We start from the raw sequence: 20,269 nt of genomic DNA on the forward strand, positions 1-20,269 counted from the left end.
GTTCTTACATAGAAAGTCCGGAATTTCAGGTCCTTCCGGACTAGGATAAGGATGCGGACGAGGAAAAGGACAAGTACAAGGCCAAGAACAAGGCCAAGTACAAGGCCAGGTATTGGCGGTCGAAACGCAGAGATGAGGATAGATCAAAGGAGGTATATCATGGATATTTTAAAACTGATTACTGAACAGATCAACAATCCGGATACCCTTAAGAAGCTGGGAACAACAGCGGGTGTCGAACCGGAAAAGGTGCAGCAGCTTGCAAAGCTCGGAATGCCGGCGCTGCTCAAGGCAATGGAACGGAATGCAGGTACACCGGAAGGCGCAGAGGCCCTGAACAAAGCTCTGGAACAGCATAAGGATGAAGACGTCGATGATATTGATGGGTTTTTGAAGAACGTCAACATGGATGACGGGGCGAAAATGCTGAAACATATCTTCGCAGGCAATGATGCAAGGGTAGAGAACAACCTTGCAAAACAGACGGGACTGCAGACGGGACAGGTCTCGGGTATTATGACCCAGCTGGCACCCCTTCTGATGGGAGCGCTGGGAAAGCAGAAACAGCAGCAGAACCTGGATTCATCGGGACTTGGCGGCATGCTCAGCGGACTCCTCAGCCAGGGAGGCGGCAGCGGCATCATGGGCGTTGTCACGAACCTGCTTGATTCCGACAAGGATGGAGATATTATGGATGATATCGGAAATCTGCTGGGCGGACTGTTCAAAAAATAGCAAAAAGGCAACCGCTTGTGCGGTTGCCTTTTTGTATAAGCCGGCATTCGTGCCGGCGTCATAATCTTAGCTGAAGTATCTGTCAAGAAGGCCTTTGAATGCCTTTCCGTGACGCGCTTCATCTTTTGCCATTTCATGAACTGTATCATGGATTGCATCCAGGTTTGCAGCTTTTGCACGGGTAGCCAGGTCTTTTTTGCCTGCGCATGCACCGTTTTCAGCAGCAACTCTGAGCTCAAGATTTTTCTTTGTGCTGTCAGTTACGACTTCACCAAGAAGTTCAGCAAATTTTGATGCATGTTCTGCTTCTTCGAAAGCAGCTTTTTCATAGTAGAGGCCGATTTCAGGATAGCCTTCTCTGAAAGCGACTCTTGACATAGCAAGGTACATTCCTACTTCGCTGCATTCGCCATCAAAGTTCATTCTTAAATCTTTTATAATATCTTCGCTTACGCCCTGTGCAACTCCTACAACGTGCTCATCAGCCCAGGCAAGATCACCTGACTGTTCTGTGAATTTTGAAGCTGGTGCTTTGCAGGTTGGGCAGAACTCAGGTGCTGAGTCTCCCTCATGAACATAACCACAAATCTGACATACGAATTTTTTCATTTTAAAATCTCCTTTTCTTTCATCTGATATTTTAGTTCTGTAATGTGTATGAAGGACGGTTTGGGATTTTTCGTTTCAACCGTTCATCTCAATTTTAATGCAATAATTAATAATAGTAATTATTACTGATATTAATTTATCATATAAATTTCAGAATGTCAATATATTTACCGGATTTTTTGAAAAATAGTATCCTGCTTCGATTTCTTTGCATGGCTGGCCTTTTGTTTTCTTGCGCAGTCTCCGCATAGTCCGTAGAAATAGGCAACATGGCCTTTGATCTCACCATCGAAATTCTGGCCTGCCAGAATATTGATATGGGCTATTTCGGGCATCTCAAGATCTGAAACGGAATGACAGCCTGTGCAGACGAAATGGTAATGATCCACGGGGTTTCCGTCGAAGCGTTCAGCGCCTTCTCCGGTACTGATTTTAGCGATCTCGCCTATTTCAGACAGCAGAGCAAGGTTCCGGTAAACAGTTCCGAGGCTGATGTTCGGGAACTGTCCGCGCATATTCGTATAGACCGTATCCGCAGTCGGGTGGTCTTTTCTGCCAGCAAGGAAATCTTTGATTGCTTCTCTCTGGCGGCTGTATTTTAAGGTGGTCATAGTTTGCTCCTCCTTAGAAATCCATATCACTATGGCTTCTTAATAACAATAATTATTACTGTTTTATTATAATATCTGCTCTTAAATATGTCAATGGAAAAGACGCATCCTCCGATTCTGGTACAGGCGTAAAGCTGCTGGTCGCATAGTGGACGGCAATGGTGTAAAATATCCCATAAGAAAGGGTAAATATCGCGGGTGTTTTCGGCATCAGTGCCGTTGTAAGTCTGTGCCTGTTTGTGATACAATAAAGCAGATTATCAGGAGGTGACAAAATGAATTTTACCCATTTACATGTCCATACGGAATACAGTCTGCTGGACGGGTCAAACAAGATAAAAGAATATGTTGCAAGAGTCAAAGAACTCGGTATGGACAGCGCGGCGATCACTGATCACGGGGTAATGTTCGGCGTCATCGATTTCTATAAAGAGGCAAAAAAAGCCGGAATCAAGCCGATCATAGGCTGTGAGGTCTATGTGGCCCCGAATTCCAGGTTTGACAAAGAGATTAGCGGGGGAGAGGACAGGTATTACCATCTGGTGCTCCTTGCGGAAAACAATGAAGGCTATGACAATCTGATGAAGATCGTTTCCTCAGGATTTGTGGAAGGCTTCTACTACAAGCCCAGGGTCGACGCCGAAATATTGAAAAAGCATCACAAGGGAATTATTGCGCTGAGTGCCTGCCTCGGCGGGGAAGTCCAGAGGTATATACTGAAAGGACTCCTTGATGAAGCTGAAAAGGCAGCCCTGAAATATGAAGAGATATTTGGAAAAGGGAACTTTTTTCTGGAAATCCAGGATCATGGGATACAGGAGCAGAAAGTGGTGGCACAGGAGCTCATGAAGATGAGCAGGAAGCTGGGCATCGACCTGGTAGCCACAAACGATATCCACTATACCCATTCGGACGATTCGGTTGCCCATGACATTCTTCTCTGCCTGCAGACGGGAAAGAAGCTGGAAGACGAGAACCGCATGCGCTATGAGGGGTGGCAGTATTTTGTGAAATCTCCGGAAGAGATGGAGGCGCTTTTCCCTTATGCCCTGGAGGCCCTTGAAAATACCTATAAGATTGCCCAAAGGTGTAATGTGGAGATCGAATTCGGCGTGACAAAGCTGCCGAAATACGACGTGCCGGAAGGCTATGATTCCTGGAGCTATTTGAACCATCTCTGCTTCCAGGGTCTGGGGGAACGGTACCCTGACGACAGGGGCGAACTGAAGGAACGCCTGGAATATGAGCTGGGCGTCATCAAAGAAATGGGTTACGTGGATTATTTCCTGATCGTATGGGACTTCATCAAATATGCAAGGGACAATGGCATCATAGTTGGGCCGGGACGTGGTTCGGCTGCGGGAAGCGTCGTTTCCTACACCCTGGGAATTACGGATATCGATCCGGTGAAATACAGCCTCCTTTTTGAAAGGTTCCTGAATCCGGAACGAGTATCCATGCCTGATATCGATATCGACTTCTGCTTCGAAAGAAGGCAGGAAGTCATCGATTACGTGGTAAGGAAATACGGCACCGACAGGGTCGTGCAGATCGTGACCTTCGGTACCATGGCGGCAAAGGGCGTGATTAGGGACGTGGGAAGGGTCATGGATCTTCCTTATGCCATGGTGGATGCCATAGCCAAGATGATTCCGATGGAGCTGGGCATTACCATCGAGAAAGCCCTGAAGATGAATCCTGAATTCCAGAACCTCTATAACGATGACCCGCAGGTGAAATATCTCATAGACATGTCCATGAGGCTGGAAGGCCTGCCAAGACATACCTCCATGCATGCGGCGGGAGTCGTCATCAGCCAGCTTCCGGTGCAGGAGTATGTGCCCCTTTCCAGGGCGGCGGACGGATCCATCACCACACAGTTCACCATGACCACCCTTGAGGAGCTTGGCCTGCTGAAAATGGACTTCCTGGGGCTCAGGACCCTCACCGTCATACAGAACGCGGTGCGCATGGCTGAAAAGTCCATCGGCAGGAAGATAGACCTGGCTAAGATCGACTACAATGACAAGGCGGTCCTCGATGCAATCGGGACGGGACGTACAGAGGGCGTGTTCCAGCTCGAAAGTGCCGGAATGAAGAACTTCATGAAGGAGTTAAAGCCCCAGAGCCTGGAAGATATCATAGCCGGAATCTCCCTGTACCGTCCGGGCCCCATGGATTTCATACCCAAATATATAAAGGGCAAGAACAATCCGTCTTCTATAAAATACGACTGCCCGCAGCTTGAGGAAATCCTGGCGCCTACTTATGGCTGTATCGTATACCAGGAACAGGTCATGCAGATTGTGCGTAATCTGGCAGGATACACCCTTGGCCGAAGCGATCTTGTGCGAAGGGCCATGTCCAAGAAAAAGGCTTCCGTCATGGAAAAGGAACGGCAGAATTTCGTATACGGAAATGAGGAAGAAGGGGTTGCCGGCTGCCTGAAGAACGGCATTGACGAAAAGGTAGGAAACAAGATTTTCGACGATATGACGGATTTTGCAAAGTATGCCTTCAACAAATCCCATGCCGCGGCATATGCAGTGGTATCCTATCAGACGGCTTACCTGAAGTACTATTATCCGGTTGAATTCATGGCGGCCCTTATGACCTCCGTGATTGAAAATCCGACAAAAGTTTCGGAATACATCCTGACAAGCAGAAACATGAACATAGAAATCCTTCCTCCGGATATCAACGAGGGAGAAGGAAGGTTCTCGGTTTCGGGAAATTCCATCAGATACGGGCTGTCTGCCCTGAAAAGCATCGGCCGTCCGGTAATAGAAGCGATCGTAGGCGAGAGGAATGAGAACGGTCCTTTTACCTCCCTTCGGGATTTCATCGAAAGGCTTTCCGGCAAAGAGGTCAATAAGAGGACAGTTGAAAGCTTTATAAAAGCAGGTGCTCTTGATGCCCTGGGAGGAACCAGGAAGCAGTTCATGATGGTCTATGCGCAGCTGATCGACGAGGCCACGCAGAAGAAGAAATATTCCATGACAGGCCAGATGAGCCTGTTCGACCTGGTGGGCGAAGAGGAGAAGAAGGACTTTGAGATACAACTTCCCGATGTCGGGGAATATCCTCAGGAAATTCTGTTGGCCTTCGAAAAGGAGGTCCTCGGCGTCTACATAAGCGGGCATCCCCTGCAGGAATATGAGGCGATGTGGAGGCGGAATATTTCAGCCCTGACTTCGGATTTTGTTCTTGACGATGAAACGAACCAGATCAAGGTGGAGGACGGCTCCAAACAGATCGTCGGAGGAATGATAACCTCAAAGACGATCAAATACACGAAGAACAACAAGGCCATGGCCTTCATAACCATAGAGGATCTGGTCGGCACGGTAGAAGTCGTTATTTTCCCGAGGGACTACGAGGCGAACGCAGCCTTCATAACAGAGGATGAAAAGGTGTTCGTGAAGGGGCGCGTGTCAGCCGAGGAGGACAAGCCGGGCAAGCTGATCTGTGAGAAGATCATGCCTTTCGGAGAAGTGCCTAAGGAAATCTGGATACAGTTTCCGGATAAGGAAACGTTTCAGGCTTCCGAGAGGAACCTTTACGGGCTGATTGAGGATTCTGACGGAAAAGACGGCATCGTAATCTACGTGGCCTCTCCGAAATCCATAAAAAGACTTCCGAAAAGCCAGGGCGTGAAAGCCGGTAAAGAGCTGATTGGCGTGCTTTCAAAACACTTTGGTGAAAAGAATGTAAAAGTTATAGAAAAGAGTATTGAAAACATCGGTAAAATGAATTAAAATGTAACTCGTGATATTGAGTGTCACTTTAAGCGTTATAAATGTAACTTGTGATATTATGTGTTGTTACAGGAAAAAATATAGTTGCTGTTCACTTCGTTAACAGTAACAAATATAATAGTCATGTAAACAGAGGAATTATCATTGACATAACAGGTTTGTGTCTGGGAGGTAGCAGTATGTCGAAAGAAATCAATACGATCGCCGTTTTAACAAGTGGTGGAGATGCACCGGGAATGAATGCGGCAATAAGGGCAGTAGTACGAAAAGCAATCGCAAACGGTAAAAAGGTAAAAGGTATTAAAAGAGGATATGCGGGACTTCTTGATGAAGATATCGTAGATCTGGGAGCGCAGGATGTTTCGGATATCATCCAGCGAGGCGGAACTGTTCTGTATACGGCACGCTGTGCTGAGTTCAGGACTGCTGAGGGACAGGCAAAGGGTGCTGAGATCTGCAGAAAACATGGAATCGACGGCCTGGTTGTAATCGGCGGCGACGGTTCGTTTGCAGGCGCACAGAAGCTGGCAAACCTTGGAATCAATACGATAGGCCTTCCAGGAACAATCGATCTTGATATCGCTTGTACAGAATATACAATCGGTTTTGACACAGCGGTAAACACTGCTATGGAAGCAATCGATAAGGTCAGGGATACTTCAACTTCCCATGAAAGATGCAGCATCATTGAAGTTATGGGTAGACATGCAGGATACATCGCACTCTGGTGCGGTATCGCCAACGGTGCGGAAGACATCCTCCTTCCTGAAAAATATGAATACGATGAGCAGCAGCTGATCAACAACATCATCAAAAACAGGAAAAAAGGCAAAAAGCATCATATCATCATAAATGCAGAAGGCATCGGACATTCATCAAGCATGGCAAAGAGAATCGAAGCGGCAACAGGCATTGAAACAAGAGCTACAATCCTTGGACATATGCAGCGTGGCGGAAGCCCGACTGCCAAAGACAGGGTGTATGCATCCATGATGGGTGCCCTTGCGGTAGATCTTTTATGCGCAGGAGAGACAAACCGTGTAGTAGGCTACAGGGACGGCGATTATGTAGATTTCGACATCAACGAAGCACTCGCCATGACAAAAGGCATTTCAGAATACCAGTATGAAGTAAGCAAAATGCTTGCAGTATAGCATGATTAAGGAATGTGCAGCAGCGCATTGACCTGAGTAATCCTGGCACTACCTTCACAGGCTGAAGGTGGTGCCACAGTTTTTTTATTATAAGGAGATTAGTAAAATGGCTAATAAGGAGTTTGCGGTTTTTGGTTTGGGCAAGTTTGGATACAGTGTGGCAGAAACATTGGCAAAAAGCGGATGCGAAGTGTTGGCAGTAGACAACAATGAAGAGAAGATTCAGGAAATTGCGGACATAGTGACCTATGCGGTAAAAGCGGACGTAACTGATCCGGATGTTCTTCAGTCCCTGGGTATCAGCAATCTGGACGGAGCGGTAGTCGCGATTTCAGATAACCTGGAGGCAAGTATTATGGCTACAATCCTCGCGAAAGAGCTTGGCGTGAACTATGTCATCGCAAAGGCACAGAACGAAAGACATGCAACTGTTTTGAAAAAAGTAGGCGCTGACGCCATCATCTTCCCGGAAAAGGAAATGGGCGTAAGGACTGCCCATAACATGATCTCAGGAAACTTTGTCGATCTCGTGGAACTTTCTGCTACCTTCAGCATGGCTGAGATGGGTATTCCGAAAGCATGGGTGGGAAGCAGCCTCAGGGAACTGAATATCAGGGACCAGTACGGGGTGAATGTGATTGCTGTGAAGAAGGGCGATAATCTGGATGTCGATCTGAATCCTGATGCGCCTCTGGAAGCAGATGATACCCTCGTGCTTGTTGGAAATAATGATTCACTGAGAAAAATCAGACAGAGATAAACAGAAATATAAAACAGGGAATATAAAACAGGAATAGGGTGCGAAATGATAACGTCTGCAGCAAATCAACAGATTAAAAATTTGATACAGATCGGAAGGAAATCCAAGGCAAGAACGGAACAGGATCTTTTCCTGGTCGAGGGGATCCGGATGTTCCGGGAAGCGCCGAGAGACAGGATCATCAAGACCTATGTCTCAGAAACCTTCTATGCAAAAGCGGATACGCCTGCAATGCTTGAAGGACTGGAGTTTGAAACCGTGTCAGACCACATATTCAAGCTGGTCAGCGACACCCAGACTCCCCAGGGCATCCTGTGCCTGATCAGGCAGTATCATTACACCATCGAAGAGATCCTGGCGAGCAGAAATCCGCATCTGGTCCTCATAGAGAATCTTCAGGACCCTGGAAATCTCGGCACTATATTCCGTACCGGAGAGGGCGCAGGCGTAACGGGAATCCTGCTGAGCAGAAACTCGGTAGATATCTACAACCCCAAGACAATCCGGTCGACAATGGGATCCATATACCGGATGCCTTTTATCTATGTGGAGGATCTGGCCTCTGTTCTGCCGGCTTTGCATGAAAACGGCATTACGACCTATGCGGCCCACCTTGATGGAAAAAATGATTATGACAGGGAAAATTATAAAAATGGAACTGCCTTCATGATCGGGAATGAAGGGAACGGACTGAGCGGGGAACTGTCTTCGAAAGCCGACCGCCTGATCAGAATCCCCATGGAGGGAAGCGTTGAATCCTTAAATGCAGCGATCGCTGCATCCATATTGATGTATGAAGCCTACCGTCAGAGACGGTAGGCTTTTTTTTATCTCATAGGAAAGTTCGTCCTATGAGATAAAAAACGCTCCGCGTGGAAGCGCACTCGCGCGATGGGAATCACGTCGCAAAAGCGACCGCGCTCGGCGCGAGAGTCTGCCAAGGCAGACTCTTTATTCTAGGAGTGTCAAAAGCCAATTTGCACAGGTTTTCGAATGAGGACGTGATACAAAACATGTTGACTCGCAGCGCGCTCTCGCTTAGATGAAGACGTAGTGGTACGTAAGGCCGCAAAACACGCGGCCTAAGTACCAACGTCTTCATAAAGCTGCTCATCAATTCATGTTTTGTATCACTGTGCAGCAGTTGGTGGCTGTGCAAATTGACTAAGCCGAACGTTACAAGAGGGCTTTTATTATGAAAACGTTTCTTTGTTGCAATGGTTCTAGTAGTCTCAGCCAAGTTCTTTATAGCTTTCGCCATACTTCAAAATGTTGTATATGGAGATAAGCATGGAATGTGCTACCGCCACATGTGCCCTGTTTTTTTCTCTACGGGCTGAAATACGCTGATATTGTGCATGATAAAAAGTTCTTTTTTGCCTGCATTTTCGTTATTGCCAGGAGATATTCCGGCCCATGAGCAAAGATGACCTGCAGTTGCTAGTCTTTATGAAAAATTCCTTGAATTTACTATAAATCAAAACACTTCAAGAGAGGCGCATGACGCGCAAGAAGAATATGTCGCAGAAGCGGCTGCGCATTAGTACAAGAGCTTCGTAAACGAAACTCTTGATGCTTTGATTTTGAGAGGTATTCTGCCTGGAATAAATGAAAAATAGTCTGTTTACAAAAACATGAAGGGTTCTGAAACCCGCATAAACACTGGGGTTTCGGGAGGGGAAGAAGACAGGGGTTGACAAAAAATGTTAAGTTTGTTACAATTACTTCGTAATAAATTCGTAACAATTGTAATAGAATTGAATTAATTTGCACAATACGATTCAACAGTTTGCAGAATGGCGCATGAATATAAACCATGTTGCCGGGAAGCTATGTATTGGAAATTTATCAAACATAACAATTGGTCAGGAGGTCAAATATGAATTTAGGAAACAGAAAGGTAGTCACAAGTGGCATTATGGCACTCGCTATGATGATAACAACTGCTTTTGCAGGAAACACACAACAGGCTGCTGCTGCTGATACTAATCAGAATGTGACAGAAACAATTCAGTGTAGTGAAGATTTTGCATATGTAGAAACAGAATTGACGGAATTAATTGATGCAAAGATAAAAAAAGAGCAGGCAATCGCTCAGGACCAGGATACGGTCATCGCAACTGTTGAAGCCTACAGGGCTGAAATGGTAATGGCGGCACAGTCGCCATGGGCTAACCGAGTAATGGCAAATGTGGCAGAATTTGCAAACATCAGGGAAACAGCTGATGAAGCATCTGCGATAGTCGGAAAGCTTTATAAAGGAGCGGCAGCGGATATCCTTGAAAGAGGAGATGTCTGGACAAGAATCAGTTCGGGATCGGTGCAGGGATTTGTGAATAATGAATATCTTGCTTTTGAACAGGATGCCGAAGCGGTAGCAAACAGAGATGGAAAGCTTACAGCGACAGTCAATACCCAGACGTTAAGGGTGAGGAAAGAGCCTTCAGAAACAGCAGGCGTTTTCGAACTTGCTGCAGCAGGCCAGACATATACGGCAACAGCAAATGACGGTCAGTGGGTAACAGTACAGCTCTCGTCAGGAAATACAGGATATATCGCAAGCGCATATGCAAGCGTTGAACTGGTTTTGGGAAAAGCCATTTCGATAGAAGAAGAACAGGCTGCAATCAGGGCAGCAGAAGAGAAAGCGGCAGCAGAAGCTGCAGCAAAGGCAGCGGCAGAAGCGAAAGCGGCGGTAGCAGCAAAAAACAAGAGTGTGGCTACTACCACACAGGCAGCAACATCGGCTTCTTATGATGACGTAACGCTTATGGCGGGAATCATTCAGATGGAAGCGGGCGGAGAATCCTACGAAGGAAAGCTCGCAGTTGCAAATGTCATTTTAAACAGAGTCAGAAGCGGAAGATACCCGAACACGATCAGCGGCGTTATTTATCAGTCAGGTCAGTTCTCAACCGTTGGAAGACTTTCAGGCGTAATCGCAAAGGGCGTAAGCTCAGCATGCGTCCAGGCAGCGAATGATGCCCTGGCAGGAACGAACAATGTAGGCGGATACCTTCATTTCAGAACTGTAAGCAGCGCGAACTTAGGTTCCTACTCATCATATACAATCATAGGAAATCACGTTTTCCACTAAAATCAAGGGGCTGCAGCTCCATGACTACTGTTTAGTCATGGAGAAGCAGCCCTGTTCTGTTGCTGGTGACCGCGTGAACACTAACATAATAGGGCAGAATTGTAAAAAGCTTTCACTAAAACTTGTAATATTAAAAATAGTATAGTAAGATAAACGTAACTAAATAACGGTTGGATGGACAAAACAGTTGTGGACTTGAACTTCACTCTATCCGGCAATAAAAGGGGGAACAGTTATGGAAGCAGTATACTGGCTGATCATACTGGCTGTGCTATTGGTAGCTGAGCTTATGACTTTCGGACTGGTGACGATATGGTTCGCCGGCGGAGCGCTTGCAGCGTTTATAGCAGCTACGGCAGGTGCTAATCTGGGAGTACAGATTGTTTTGTTTTTGGGAGTGTCTCTTGTGCTGTTGTTTCTTACGAGACCTTTCGCTGTTAAATATCTGAATAAGAACAAAACAGCAACAAATGTAGACAGTCTTGTAGGACAGACGGGAATCGTAATGGAAGCCATCAACAATCTGGAAGGAAAAGGCAAGGTAATGCTGAACGGCCAGGAATGGACGGCACGGACCAGAAAAGATGAAACGGTATTGGCAAAGGGGAAAAAAGTAACTGTAAAAAAAATCAGCGGCGTGAAACTGATCGTCGAGGAGAAGACGGAGGAGAATGAACAATGACAGATTATACGGGTTATATAGGAACGGGTGCAGTAATATTTTTGATTATTATCGGTTTGATGATTGTTGCATCCTGCATAAAGATAGTGCCGCAGGCAAATGCAATTGTTTTAGAGAGACTTGGCGGCTACCAGGCAACATGGGGTGTGGGGCTTCATTTTAAAGTCCCATTTATCGACAGAGTTGCAAAACGGGTGATTTTAAAGGAGCAGGTGGTTGATTTTGCGCCGCAGCCGGTTATCACGAAGGATAATGTAACCATGAGAATCGATACGGTAGTGTTTTTCCAGATCACGGATCCAAAGCTCTATGCTTACGGAGTGGAAAATCCAATCATGGCCATTGAAAACCTGACGGCGACGACCCTCAGGAATATTATCGGCGATCTTGAACTGGATGAGACCCTTACTTCAAGGGAGACGATCAACACAAAGATGAGGTCGGCTCTTGACGTTGCAACAGACCCATGGGGAATCAAGGTAAACCGTGTCGAGCTTAAGAACATCATTCCACCGGCAGCAATCCAGGATGCCATGGAAAAACAGATGAAGGCTGAACGTGAACGAAGGGAAGCGATCCTTCGTGCAGAGGGCGAGAAGACTTCAACAATCCTGGTTGCAGAAGGCCAGAAGGAATCGGTGATTCTGGAAGCAGAGGCGCAGAAGCAGTCCCAAATCCTTCGTGCTGAAGCGAAAAAGGAAGCAACCATCAGGGAAGCTGAAGGTGAGGCACAGGCGATACTCAGCATACAGCAGGCTACAGCAGATGGTATCCGTTTCATCAAAGAGGCGGCACCGGATAACGGCGTCATCCAGCTCAAGAGTCTGGAAGCGTTTGCTAAGGCGGCAGACGGAAAGGCAACAAAGATCATCATTCCTTCGGAAATCCAGGGAATTGCAGGGCTTGTAAAATCAATCGCAGAGGTTTCAAAAGACGAACAGTAACCAGGAACAGAACTGCAAGGTTACAGAGGTTCTTAAGAACCTGTTTATACAAAATAATCTGGCTGACGCTTAGGCGTCAGCCTTGTCTCATCTGTAGAGGCAGAAAAAAAAGGGATACTTACGAATATAATCATAATAGGAGGTTTTTGTAATGAATTTAAAAGGACGCAGTTTTCTGACTTTAAAAGATTTCACACCGGAGGAAATAGAATACCTCATCACTTTGGCTGGAGAGCTGAAGGCGAAAAAGAAAAAAGGGATACTGGGAAGCAGCTTGAAAGGGAAAAATATAGCCCTCATTTTTGAAAAGCCGTCTACAAGGACAAGATGCGCATTTACAGTCGGATGTGTCGATGAAGGGGCACACCCGGAATATCTCGGAAAAGACGATATACAGCTTGGACACAAGGAGAGCATTGAGGATACGGCAAGGGTTCTTGGACGCATGTTCGACGGAATCGAATTCCGTGGATTCAGGCATGAGACCGTTGAGAAGCTGGCTCAGTACAGCGGAGTTCCTGTATGGAACGGACTGACAGATGATTACCATCCGACGCAGATTTTAGCGGACTTCCTGACGCTCAAGGAGCAGTTCGGGCATCTGAAGGGACTGAATTTCGTATATCTCGGGGACGGCCGCAACAACATGGCAAACAGTCTTATGATCGGTTCCGCTAAGGTTGGAATCAATTTCACCATAATCGCGCCAAAGGAACTGTGGCCAAAGCAGGAGCTTGTGGAGCTGTGCGAAGGATATGCGAAGGAAGCCGGAAGCACAATTACCGTGACAGATGACATCCAGGCAGTGGAAGGCGCTGATGCTCTCTATACGGACGTATGGTGCTCAATGGGCGAAGAAGACCTGGCAGCTGAAAGGATCAAGCTGCTTCAGCCATACCAGATAAACAGCGCGCTCATGGCAAAGACAGGAAAGGACAGCACCATCTTTATGCACTGCCTGCCTGCAGTAAAAGGAAAAGAAGTGACAGCGGAAGTCTTCGAGTCTGAAAAATCTGTCGTATTTGATGAGGCAGAGAATCGCATGCATACCATTAAAGCAGTCATGGTGGCTACATTAGGCGATTATGAAGAGCCGGATGAAGCATAAGAGCGATAAAACCCATGCTCACAGGGAACAGAATCCTTATCTGGTGAAGGGGCTTCTGTTCAACAAAGACAGGCGTGCCCTGATCAGGATGGCAATGGATGTATTCGACCTGATTTTAGGAAGCATCATCATCATCATGACGGTAGCTGCATTTCTGAAACCGGGGGTGTACGGGGGACTGTTTCCTGTAATATTCATCCTTGGGGCATTCCTGAATCTGATGACCGGAGCAAAACATTTTTATATGAAGAACAGGTTCTTTGGAGTGTTCTTTATGGTGATCGGATTTCTGCTCTTTGCGGCAGCGGCAGTCTCCTTCTTTATGGCTTAGGAGCGCCCGTCCGATGCCTGAAGATGCTATCCATGGAAGCCTGCAGACCCGTTATCATGCAAGAGGTGAAAAATTGAAAACTACAATATTAAAGACAGGAGTGCTGAAGCTCCTGAGAAATGCCGATGCCCATGTATCGGGGCAGGAAATCTGCGAGAAGTTCGGAGTTTCGAGAACAGCAGTATGGAAGGTCATAAACAGCCTGAAGGAAGAGGGATATGACATAGAAGCAGTGCAGAACAAGGGGTACAGGATCACATCCTATCCGGATCTCGTGAGCGAATCGGAGCTTGAAAGCAGGCTTGACACCGCGTGGGCTGGTAAAAAGATATTCTATTATGAAAGTATAGAATCTACAAACACCCAGGGAAAAAGGCTGGCAGAAGCCGGAGAAGGCCATGGAACCCTCGTGATCGCCGACATGCAGGAATCGGGCAGGGGCAGAAGGGGGAGGGAGTGGATTTCGCCGCCGGGAACAGGAATCTGGATGACCCTCATCTTAAAACCATCCCTGCACCCGAGAAGCGCCTCCATGCTGACCCTGGTAATGGCAGTAAGCGTCGCAAAAGCCTGCAGGGAAGTGACAGGTCTTGAGGCCATGATAAAATGGCCAAACGACATCGTGGTGAATGGAAGGAAAGTCTGCGGAATACTCACGGAAATGAGTGCCGAGATGGACTGCATCAATCATATCGTCATCGGAACAGGAATAAATGTAAACATGGAACAATTTCCGGAAGAGATCAGCTCTATTGCCACTTCCTTAAGGATCGAGGCTTCTGCACTAGTCAGCCGTGGGATGCTGATAGAAAAGGTTCTGAAGAATTTTGAGGCGGACTACCAGCTGTTTATTGCAAAGGAAGATCTTTCGGGCCTGGTGGAAGAATACAACAGCATGCTGATCAATAAGGAAAAAGAGATCAAGGTACTGGAACCTGGAAACGAGTATACGGGCACGACCCACGGCATAAATGATCGTGGCGAGCTGGTCGTTGAAAAGCCTGACGGAAGCATTGAGAATGTATTTGCCGGCGAGGTCTCCGTGCGGGGACTTTATGGATATGTATAGAGCGTTAGAATAAGCGCAGACAAATAAATAGGTTGATAAGTTGATGGAAATGCCGTATTATGTGGATATCTCATGTTTTAAGAAGATGCCGTGTGGAAAAACAGGGCAGGTTGAAGAAAGGAGCAAAGGCTGCCATTCGAACGGTACGAAACCGGGAGAAATCTGGAAGCCTTATAGATAAGATGTATCAGGATAAAGTTGTGCTCTGCGGTGCCAGTGCATATGATAAAAAATATTATTTGAATGAAGATTTTGCAGCACTTCCGGAGCAGATCCAAAAAGAGCTCCAGATCATGTGTGTGCTGTTTACAGAAGAAATAGGTGGCGTGCTTACGCTTGATTTTGACGAAGACGGAACGCTTTGTTTTGAAGTAGTTGCAAACGAAGACGACTTCTGCTTTGATGAAATCGGAAGCGCTCTGAAGATCAAGCAGCTGCAGCGGGAAAAGCAGGAGCTTCTTGAAGCACTGCAGCTTTTCTATAAAGTGTTTTTCCTGGAAGAGAATATAGAGGAACTGCTGACGGAGGAATAGGGATGTTATTAGTAATTGACGTAGGAAATACAAACATAACGCTTGGGCTGTTTGACGAAGAGCGCCTTATGGGGACTTTTCGCATGACTACAAAGATGCCAAGGACCTCTGATGAGTACGGAATTTCCATATGCGATATGATGAAGTACAAGGGCTTCAAAATTGAGGATGTGCATGATATCATTATTGCATCCGTTGTTCCGGAAGTGATGTATTCTCTTAGGAACGGAATATACAAATATTTAGGAAAGAATCCGCTGATCGTGGGGCCAGGAACCAAAACCGGAATTAAGGTTGCTACAGACAACCCGAAGGAAACCGGCGCAGACAGGATCGTGGATGCAGTAGGGGCATACGAACTTTATGGCGGTCCAGTAATCGTAATCGATTTCGGAACGGCTACAACCTATGACCTGATCCTGGCAGACGGTTCATTCGTAGCGGGAGCAACAGCGCCTGGCATACAGACGGCCGCAAAAGTAATGTCCCAGGAGGCGGCGAAGCTTCCCCGAATCGAGATCAAGAAGCCAGACTCGATTCTTGCAAAGGAAACAATCAGCAGCATGCAGGCCGGTATCGTGTACGGCTGCATCGGACAGACTGAATATATTATAAAGAAGATGAAGGAAGAGAGCGGGATTAAGAACATCAAGGCAGTTGCCACCGGCGGCCTCGGAAAAATCATTGCAGACGCCACAGACAGCATTGATATCTACGATCCCATGCTTACGCTCCAGGGCCTCAGGCTCATTTATCAGAAGTGCAGGACCAGATAACCATCGGTTCCTGTGCAGGATACAGTCCGGAACAGCTGCAGGGGATGCTGCGGCGGATACATATAAAAGCAATCGAAGAAAGTAGTAAAAGATAATCATAATGGAATTAAAAATTGGAAATGTAAACTTAAAGAACAATTTGATACTGGCACCGATGGCAGGGGTTACAGACCTGCCATTTAGACTGCTTTGCAAGGACCAGGGGTGCGGCCTGCTCTGCATGGAGATGGTGAGCGCGAAAGCAATTTATTTCAATAACAAGAATACGGAAGCGCTCATGGAAATTCACGAGGAAGAAATGCCTGTTTCTCTTCAGCTATTCGGCTCAGATTCCGATATCATAAGCGAGATGGCAAAAAGGATAGAGGAAAAGCCTTTTGATATCCTGGACATCAATATGGGATGCCCGGTGCCCAAGGTCGTAAACAACGGCGAAGGCTCCGCCCTTATGAAAAATCCGAAGCTTGTGGAAGAAATCGTGACCAAGACCGTCAAAGCCATTCAGAAGCCGGTGACTGTCAAGATCCGAAAGGGATTCAACGACGATTCAGTCAATGCGGTGGAGATCGCCAAAATCATAGAAGGCTGCGGAGCCGCGGCAGTCGCGGTACACGGCCGGACACGGGAGCAGTACTACTCCGGAAAGGCAGACTGGGATATCATCCGCAGGGTAAAGGAAGCAGTTTCGATCCCTGTTGTTGGAAATGGAGATATCGAAAGCCCGCTGGATGCCGAAAGGATGATGAAGGAGACGGGATGCGACGGAGTCATGATCGGCAGAGGCGTAAGAGGAAACCCATGGCTGTTCAGGCAGATCAATACTTATCTGGATACGGGAGAACGAATTCCAAAGCCGACTCTGGAAGAGGTCAGGGATATGATCATCAGGCATGGCAGACTGCAGCTCCGGTATAAAGGCGAGCATCAGGGGATGAGGGAAATGAGGAAGCATGTAGCCTGGTACACGGCAGGCTATCCGAATTCCGCCAGACTCAGGAACCAGGTCAACTCCATCGAGACCATGGATGACCTTGAAAGGCTCATAGAAGGCTTGACAGTGAATGTTCTATAAGGTATAATACTGTGACTGTAATTGAAGAATTTAACGAGATTTAGAAATAAAATTCAAAGTGTTTGATAGCAATATAGATACCAGGAAGGGTGTAAATTGTATGAAAGAGAAAAAGAACTTACTGACGTATGAAGGGCTTAAAAAACTGGAGGAAGAAATCCAGGATCTCAAAGTAGTAAAGAGAAAAGAAGTTGCACAGAAGATAAAAGAAGCCAGAGAACAGGGCGATTTATCTGAAAATGCGGAATATGATGCAGCGAAAGACGAGCAGCGTGATATCGAAGCAAGAATCGAAGAGATCGAGAAAATCCTGAAGAATGTTGAAGTTGTCGTAGAAGACGAAGTCGACGTAAACAAGATCAGTGTCGGATGTAAAGTAAAAGTTTACGATATCACATTCGAAGAAGATGCAGAATTCAGGATAGTAGGATCCACAGAAGCAAACAGCCTTACAGGCAAGATTTCAAACGAATCCCCTGTAGGAAAAGCTCTGATCGGAGCAGCTGTCGGAGATGTAGTTGATGTTGAAACCCAGGCTGGCATTATGCAGTTCAAGGTTTTGGAGATACAAAGAGCTAACTAAGAGGAGTGAGAGATTTGGCAGAGCAGAAGAACAGCCAGGAACAGAAAAATGTACAGGAACAGGATATCAATCAGTTAATACAGGTTCGCCGCAATAAATTAAAGGATTTACAGGACGCAGGAAAAAACCCTTTCGAAATCATGAAATATGATGTGACAAACCACAGCGCTGATGTAAAGGATAATTTCGCGGAATATGAAGATAAGGAAGTACGTCTTGCAGGACGTATCATGTCAAAGAGGGTTATGGGTAAGGCATCATTCTGCAATATCCAGGACTTGAAAGGGAATATCCAGTCTTATGTAGCGCGTGACAGCATCGGTGAAGAATCCTATGCTGATTTCAAAAAAATGGATATCGGCGATATCGTCGGAATCAAAGGAACCGTATTTAGAACTAAGACTGAAGAGATTTCTATCCATGCTTCAGAAGTAACCCTGCTTTCCAAGAGTCTGCAGATCCTTCCTGAAAAATTCCATGGTTTAAAAGATACAGATACAAGATACAGACAGAGATATGTCGACCTGATCGTGAACAAAGAAGTAAAGGATACATTCATCAAGAGATCCAAAATCATCAGCTCGATCCGTAACTATCTTGACGGACAGGGCTTCATGGAAGTTGAAACTCCGATCCTCGTTCCAAATGCAGGCGGAGCAGCAGCAAAACCTTTCGATACCTATTACAATGCACTCGACGAAGATGTGCATTTGAGGATCTCCCTGGAATTATACCTGAAAAGGCTTATCGTAGGCGGACTTGAAAGAGTTTATGAAATCGGACGCGTATTCAGGAACGAAGGCCTTTCCGTAAGGCATAACCCTGAATTCACTCTTTTGGAATTATACCAGGCTTATACAGACTACTACGGAATGATGGACCTCTGTGAAACGCTCTACAGGCACGTAGCACAGGAAGTTCTTGGGACGACCCTTATTTCCTACGAAGGCGTGGAAATCGACCTCTCAAAGCCTTTTGAAAGGCTTACAATGGTTGATGCCGTCAAGAAATATGCAGGAATCGACTTCAGCACAATCGAGACTGAAGCAGAGGCGAAAGCCCTTGCAGACGAGAGAGAGATCCATTACGAAAAATGGCACAAGAAGGGCGATATCCTGAACCTGATGTTCGAAGAGTATGTCGAAGAACACCTTATCCAGCCTACCTTCATCATGGATCACCCTACAGATGTTTCCCCTCTTGCAAAGAGGAAGAACGACAATCCTGAATTTACAGAACGTTTCGAATTATTCATCACCAGAAGAGAGATGGCAAATGCCTTCTCCGAACTCAACGACCCTATCGACCAGAGGGGACGTTTTGAGGCACAGGAAGCCCTTAAGGCTGCCGGCGATGAAGAAGCAAACAGCGTGGATGAAGATTTCCTGAATGCTTTATCACACGGAATGCCGCCAACAGGCGGAATCGGTATCGGCATTGACCGTATGGTAATGCTGCTTACGGATTCATCGGCGATCAGGGATGTGCTTTTGTTTCCGACGATGAAGAGTCTGGATAAATAAAGCCAGTGTTTATACGGCTTTTGAGAGATTCAGATGTCCAAAGGACATCAAAAGGACATCAAAAAGATGGTCAAGTCCGAATGAGTTCGAATGAGCTGGAATTTTGGTAAATGAAGTTGAATTTAATAAAAGCACTATTTTAGGGCACTTTTCTAGAGAAATTTAGAAAAGTGTCCTTTTTGCGTTATGGAGAAAATGATGTCCTTTTCAGGAAAGAGGTGTAATAGCATGAAGCAGGATAAGAGATTTAATTATAAGGAAGCAGAAGAGAGTGGAAAAAAGTTTGTGAGATATAAGGATGGATGCAAAGTCTATGGAATGGGTATCTCAAAGTTTCAGGAAATAGCTAAGAAAGCAAATGCAGTATACAAAGTGAATCAGATGGTACTGGTAAATACAGAGATTCTAGATCGTTATCTAGAACGATATAGAGTATTAAGTAAAGAGGTGGAGCTGGATGGCGAATAAGTTACAGACATCAATCAGGGCATATGCAGCGGATAATATTCAGATAAAAAGGTTTCTTAGGGTTGAGGATGCACAACAACTTTTTCATATAGAAGATGAAGTCTTATTGATAGTAGCGTTATCTGCGGATGCATTATATCAGTTGCCGAGAACAACATTGATACATCAAAAGAAGATGGAGGATTATATGAAGCATTTATATAAGGTACCCAATACATCAAAATATGTGCAGAAAAAATATGTCAGAATAGGAGAGGGTTCGATCACATATAGCATTGGTCATCATAGGTTTATTGAAATGGCAAGGGCTGCGGGAGCTGTATATAAGATAAATGAGGGAACTGGTGGGACTGTTCTTATAAACATTGATATCTTTGACGAATACATGGAGCAATTTCGGGAAGAGGCAATTCCAATGAAACATCCATTATTTGGCCCAGCGAAAGGAGAGTAACT

General features: G+C 46.1%; 19 protein-coding genes and 1 pseudogene. 18 read left to right on the forward strand and 2 right to left on the reverse strand.

From position 1 onward, the window contains the following. Positions 1-159: 159 nt before the first annotated feature. A complete protein-coding gene (locus BJR36_RS07270; RefSeq protein ID WP_169823619.1) occupies positions 160-735 on the forward strand; it encodes a DUF937 domain-containing protein in 576 nt (191 codons plus the stop codon). Between the two features lie 66 nt (positions 736-801). On the opposite strand, the gene BJR36_RS07275 is transcribed toward BJR36_RS07270, so the two are convergent. Then, complete coding sequence (locus tag BJR36_RS07275) at positions 802-1,344, reverse strand: NADH peroxidase (protein WP_091232223.1); 543 nt, start codon at positions 1,342-1,344, stop codon at positions 802-804. Positions 1,345-1,511: 167 nt separating this feature from the next. Then, positions 1,512-1,955, reverse strand: a complete 444-nt coding sequence (locus tag BJR36_RS07280) for a Fur family transcriptional regulator (RefSeq protein ID WP_091232225.1) — start codon at positions 1,953-1,955, stop codon at positions 1,512-1,514. A gap of 275 nt (positions 1,956-2,230) precedes the next feature. Here BJR36_RS07280 and BJR36_RS07285 point away from each other — a divergent pair, with 275 nt between their 5' ends. From BJR36_RS07285 to BJR36_RS07365, 17 genes and pseudogenes are all read left to right on the forward strand, one after another. Then, complete coding sequence (locus BJR36_RS07285; RefSeq protein ID WP_091232228.1) at positions 2,231-5,713, forward strand: DNA polymerase III subunit alpha; 3,483 nt, start codon at positions 2,231-2,233, stop codon at positions 5,711-5,713. 179 nt (positions 5,714-5,892) lie between these two features. Beyond that, the gene (gene pfkA, locus BJR36_RS07290; RefSeq protein WP_091232230.1) at positions 5,893-6,867 is read left to right on the forward strand and encodes a 6-phosphofructokinase; all 975 of its coding nucleotides are present in this window, start codon (positions 5,893-5,895) and stop codon (positions 6,865-6,867) included. Positions 6,868-6,973: 106 nt separating this feature from the next. Then, on the forward strand, positions 6,974-7,627 hold the full coding sequence (locus BJR36_RS07295) for a potassium channel family protein (protein WP_091232232.1): 654 nt from the start codon (positions 6,974-6,976) through the stop codon (positions 7,625-7,627). 45 nt (positions 7,628-7,672) lie between these two features. Beyond that, entirely contained in the window at positions 7,673-8,446 is a 774-nt protein-coding gene (locus BJR36_RS07300; RefSeq protein WP_091232234.1) for a TrmH family RNA methyltransferase, read from the forward strand. 1,060 nt (positions 8,447-9,506) lie between these two features. Beyond that, positions 9,507-10,724, forward strand: coding sequence for a cell wall hydrolase (locus BJR36_RS07305; protein WP_091232237.1), 1,218 nt, complete (start codon positions 9,507-9,509; stop codon positions 10,722-10,724). Between the two features lie 235 nt (positions 10,725-10,959). After that, a complete protein-coding gene (locus BJR36_RS07310) occupies positions 10,960-11,406 on the forward strand; it encodes an NfeD family protein (protein ID WP_091232239.1) in 447 nt (148 codons plus the stop codon). Positions 11,407-11,465: 59 nt separating this feature from the next. After that, on the forward strand, positions 11,466-12,350 hold the full coding sequence (locus tag BJR36_RS07315; RefSeq protein ID WP_408605713.1) for an SPFH domain-containing protein: 885 nt from the start codon (positions 11,466-11,468) through the stop codon (positions 12,348-12,350). 151 nt (positions 12,351-12,501) lie between these two features. Continuing rightward, on the forward strand, positions 12,502-13,458 hold the full coding sequence (gene argF / locus BJR36_RS07320) for an ornithine carbamoyltransferase (RefSeq protein WP_091232242.1): 957 nt from the start codon (positions 12,502-12,504) through the stop codon (positions 13,456-13,458). Then, complete coding sequence (locus tag BJR36_RS07325) at positions 13,448-13,789, forward strand: DUF6637 family protein (protein ID WP_091232244.1); 342 nt, start codon at positions 13,448-13,450, stop codon at positions 13,787-13,789. The genes argF and BJR36_RS07325 overlap by 11 nt, the downstream gene beginning before the upstream one ends. A 13-nt stretch (positions 13,790-13,802) precedes the next feature. Continuing rightward, positions 13,803-14,858, forward strand: a complete 1,056-nt coding sequence (locus BJR36_RS07330) for a biotin--[acetyl-CoA-carboxylase] ligase (RefSeq protein WP_091232247.1) — start codon at positions 13,803-13,805, stop codon at positions 14,856-14,858. 182 nt (positions 14,859-15,040) lie between these two features. After that, entirely contained in the window at positions 15,041-15,391 is a 351-nt protein-coding gene (locus tag BJR36_RS07335) for a DUF6145 family protein (RefSeq protein WP_091232375.1), read from the forward strand. 2 nt (positions 15,392-15,393) lie between these two features. After that, positions 15,394-16,167 carry a type III pantothenate kinase gene (locus tag BJR36_RS07340; RefSeq protein WP_091232249.1) on the forward strand — a complete coding sequence of 258 codons (774 nt, stop codon included), beginning with the start codon at positions 15,394-15,396 and terminating at the stop codon, positions 16,165-16,167. Positions 16,168-16,267: 100 nt separating this feature from the next. After that, the gene (dusB, locus tag BJR36_RS07345; protein WP_091232251.1) at positions 16,268-17,239 is read left to right on the forward strand and encodes a tRNA dihydrouridine synthase DusB; all 972 of its coding nucleotides are present in this window, start codon (positions 16,268-16,270) and stop codon (positions 17,237-17,239) included. Between the two features lie 100 nt (positions 17,240-17,339). Beyond that, complete coding sequence (greA, locus tag BJR36_RS07350; RefSeq protein ID WP_091232253.1) at positions 17,340-17,822, forward strand: transcription elongation factor GreA; 483 nt, start codon at positions 17,340-17,342, stop codon at positions 17,820-17,822. Between the two features lie 14 nt (positions 17,823-17,836). Then, positions 17,837-19,336: pseudogene (gene lysS / locus BJR36_RS07355) on the forward strand (lysine--tRNA ligase); the annotation flags it as partial. Positions 19,337-19,573: 237 nt separating this feature from the next. Beyond that, complete coding sequence (locus BJR36_RS07360; protein WP_091232258.1) at positions 19,574-19,813, forward strand: DUF6462 family protein; 240 nt, start codon at positions 19,574-19,576, stop codon at positions 19,811-19,813. Next, positions 19,803-20,267 (forward strand): DUF6462 family protein, encoded by a 465-nt coding sequence (locus BJR36_RS07365; RefSeq protein WP_091232260.1) that lies wholly within the window; start codon positions 19,803-19,805, stop codon positions 20,265-20,267. The genes BJR36_RS07360 and BJR36_RS07365 overlap by 11 nt, the downstream gene beginning before the upstream one ends. Positions 20,268-20,269: the final 2 nt, after the last annotated feature.

The sequence above is a fragment of the Anaerobium acetethylicum genome, from assembly GCF_900096945.1.
Lineage (GTDB): Bacteria > Bacillota > Clostridia > Lachnospirales > Lachnospiraceae > Anaerobium > Anaerobium acetethylicum.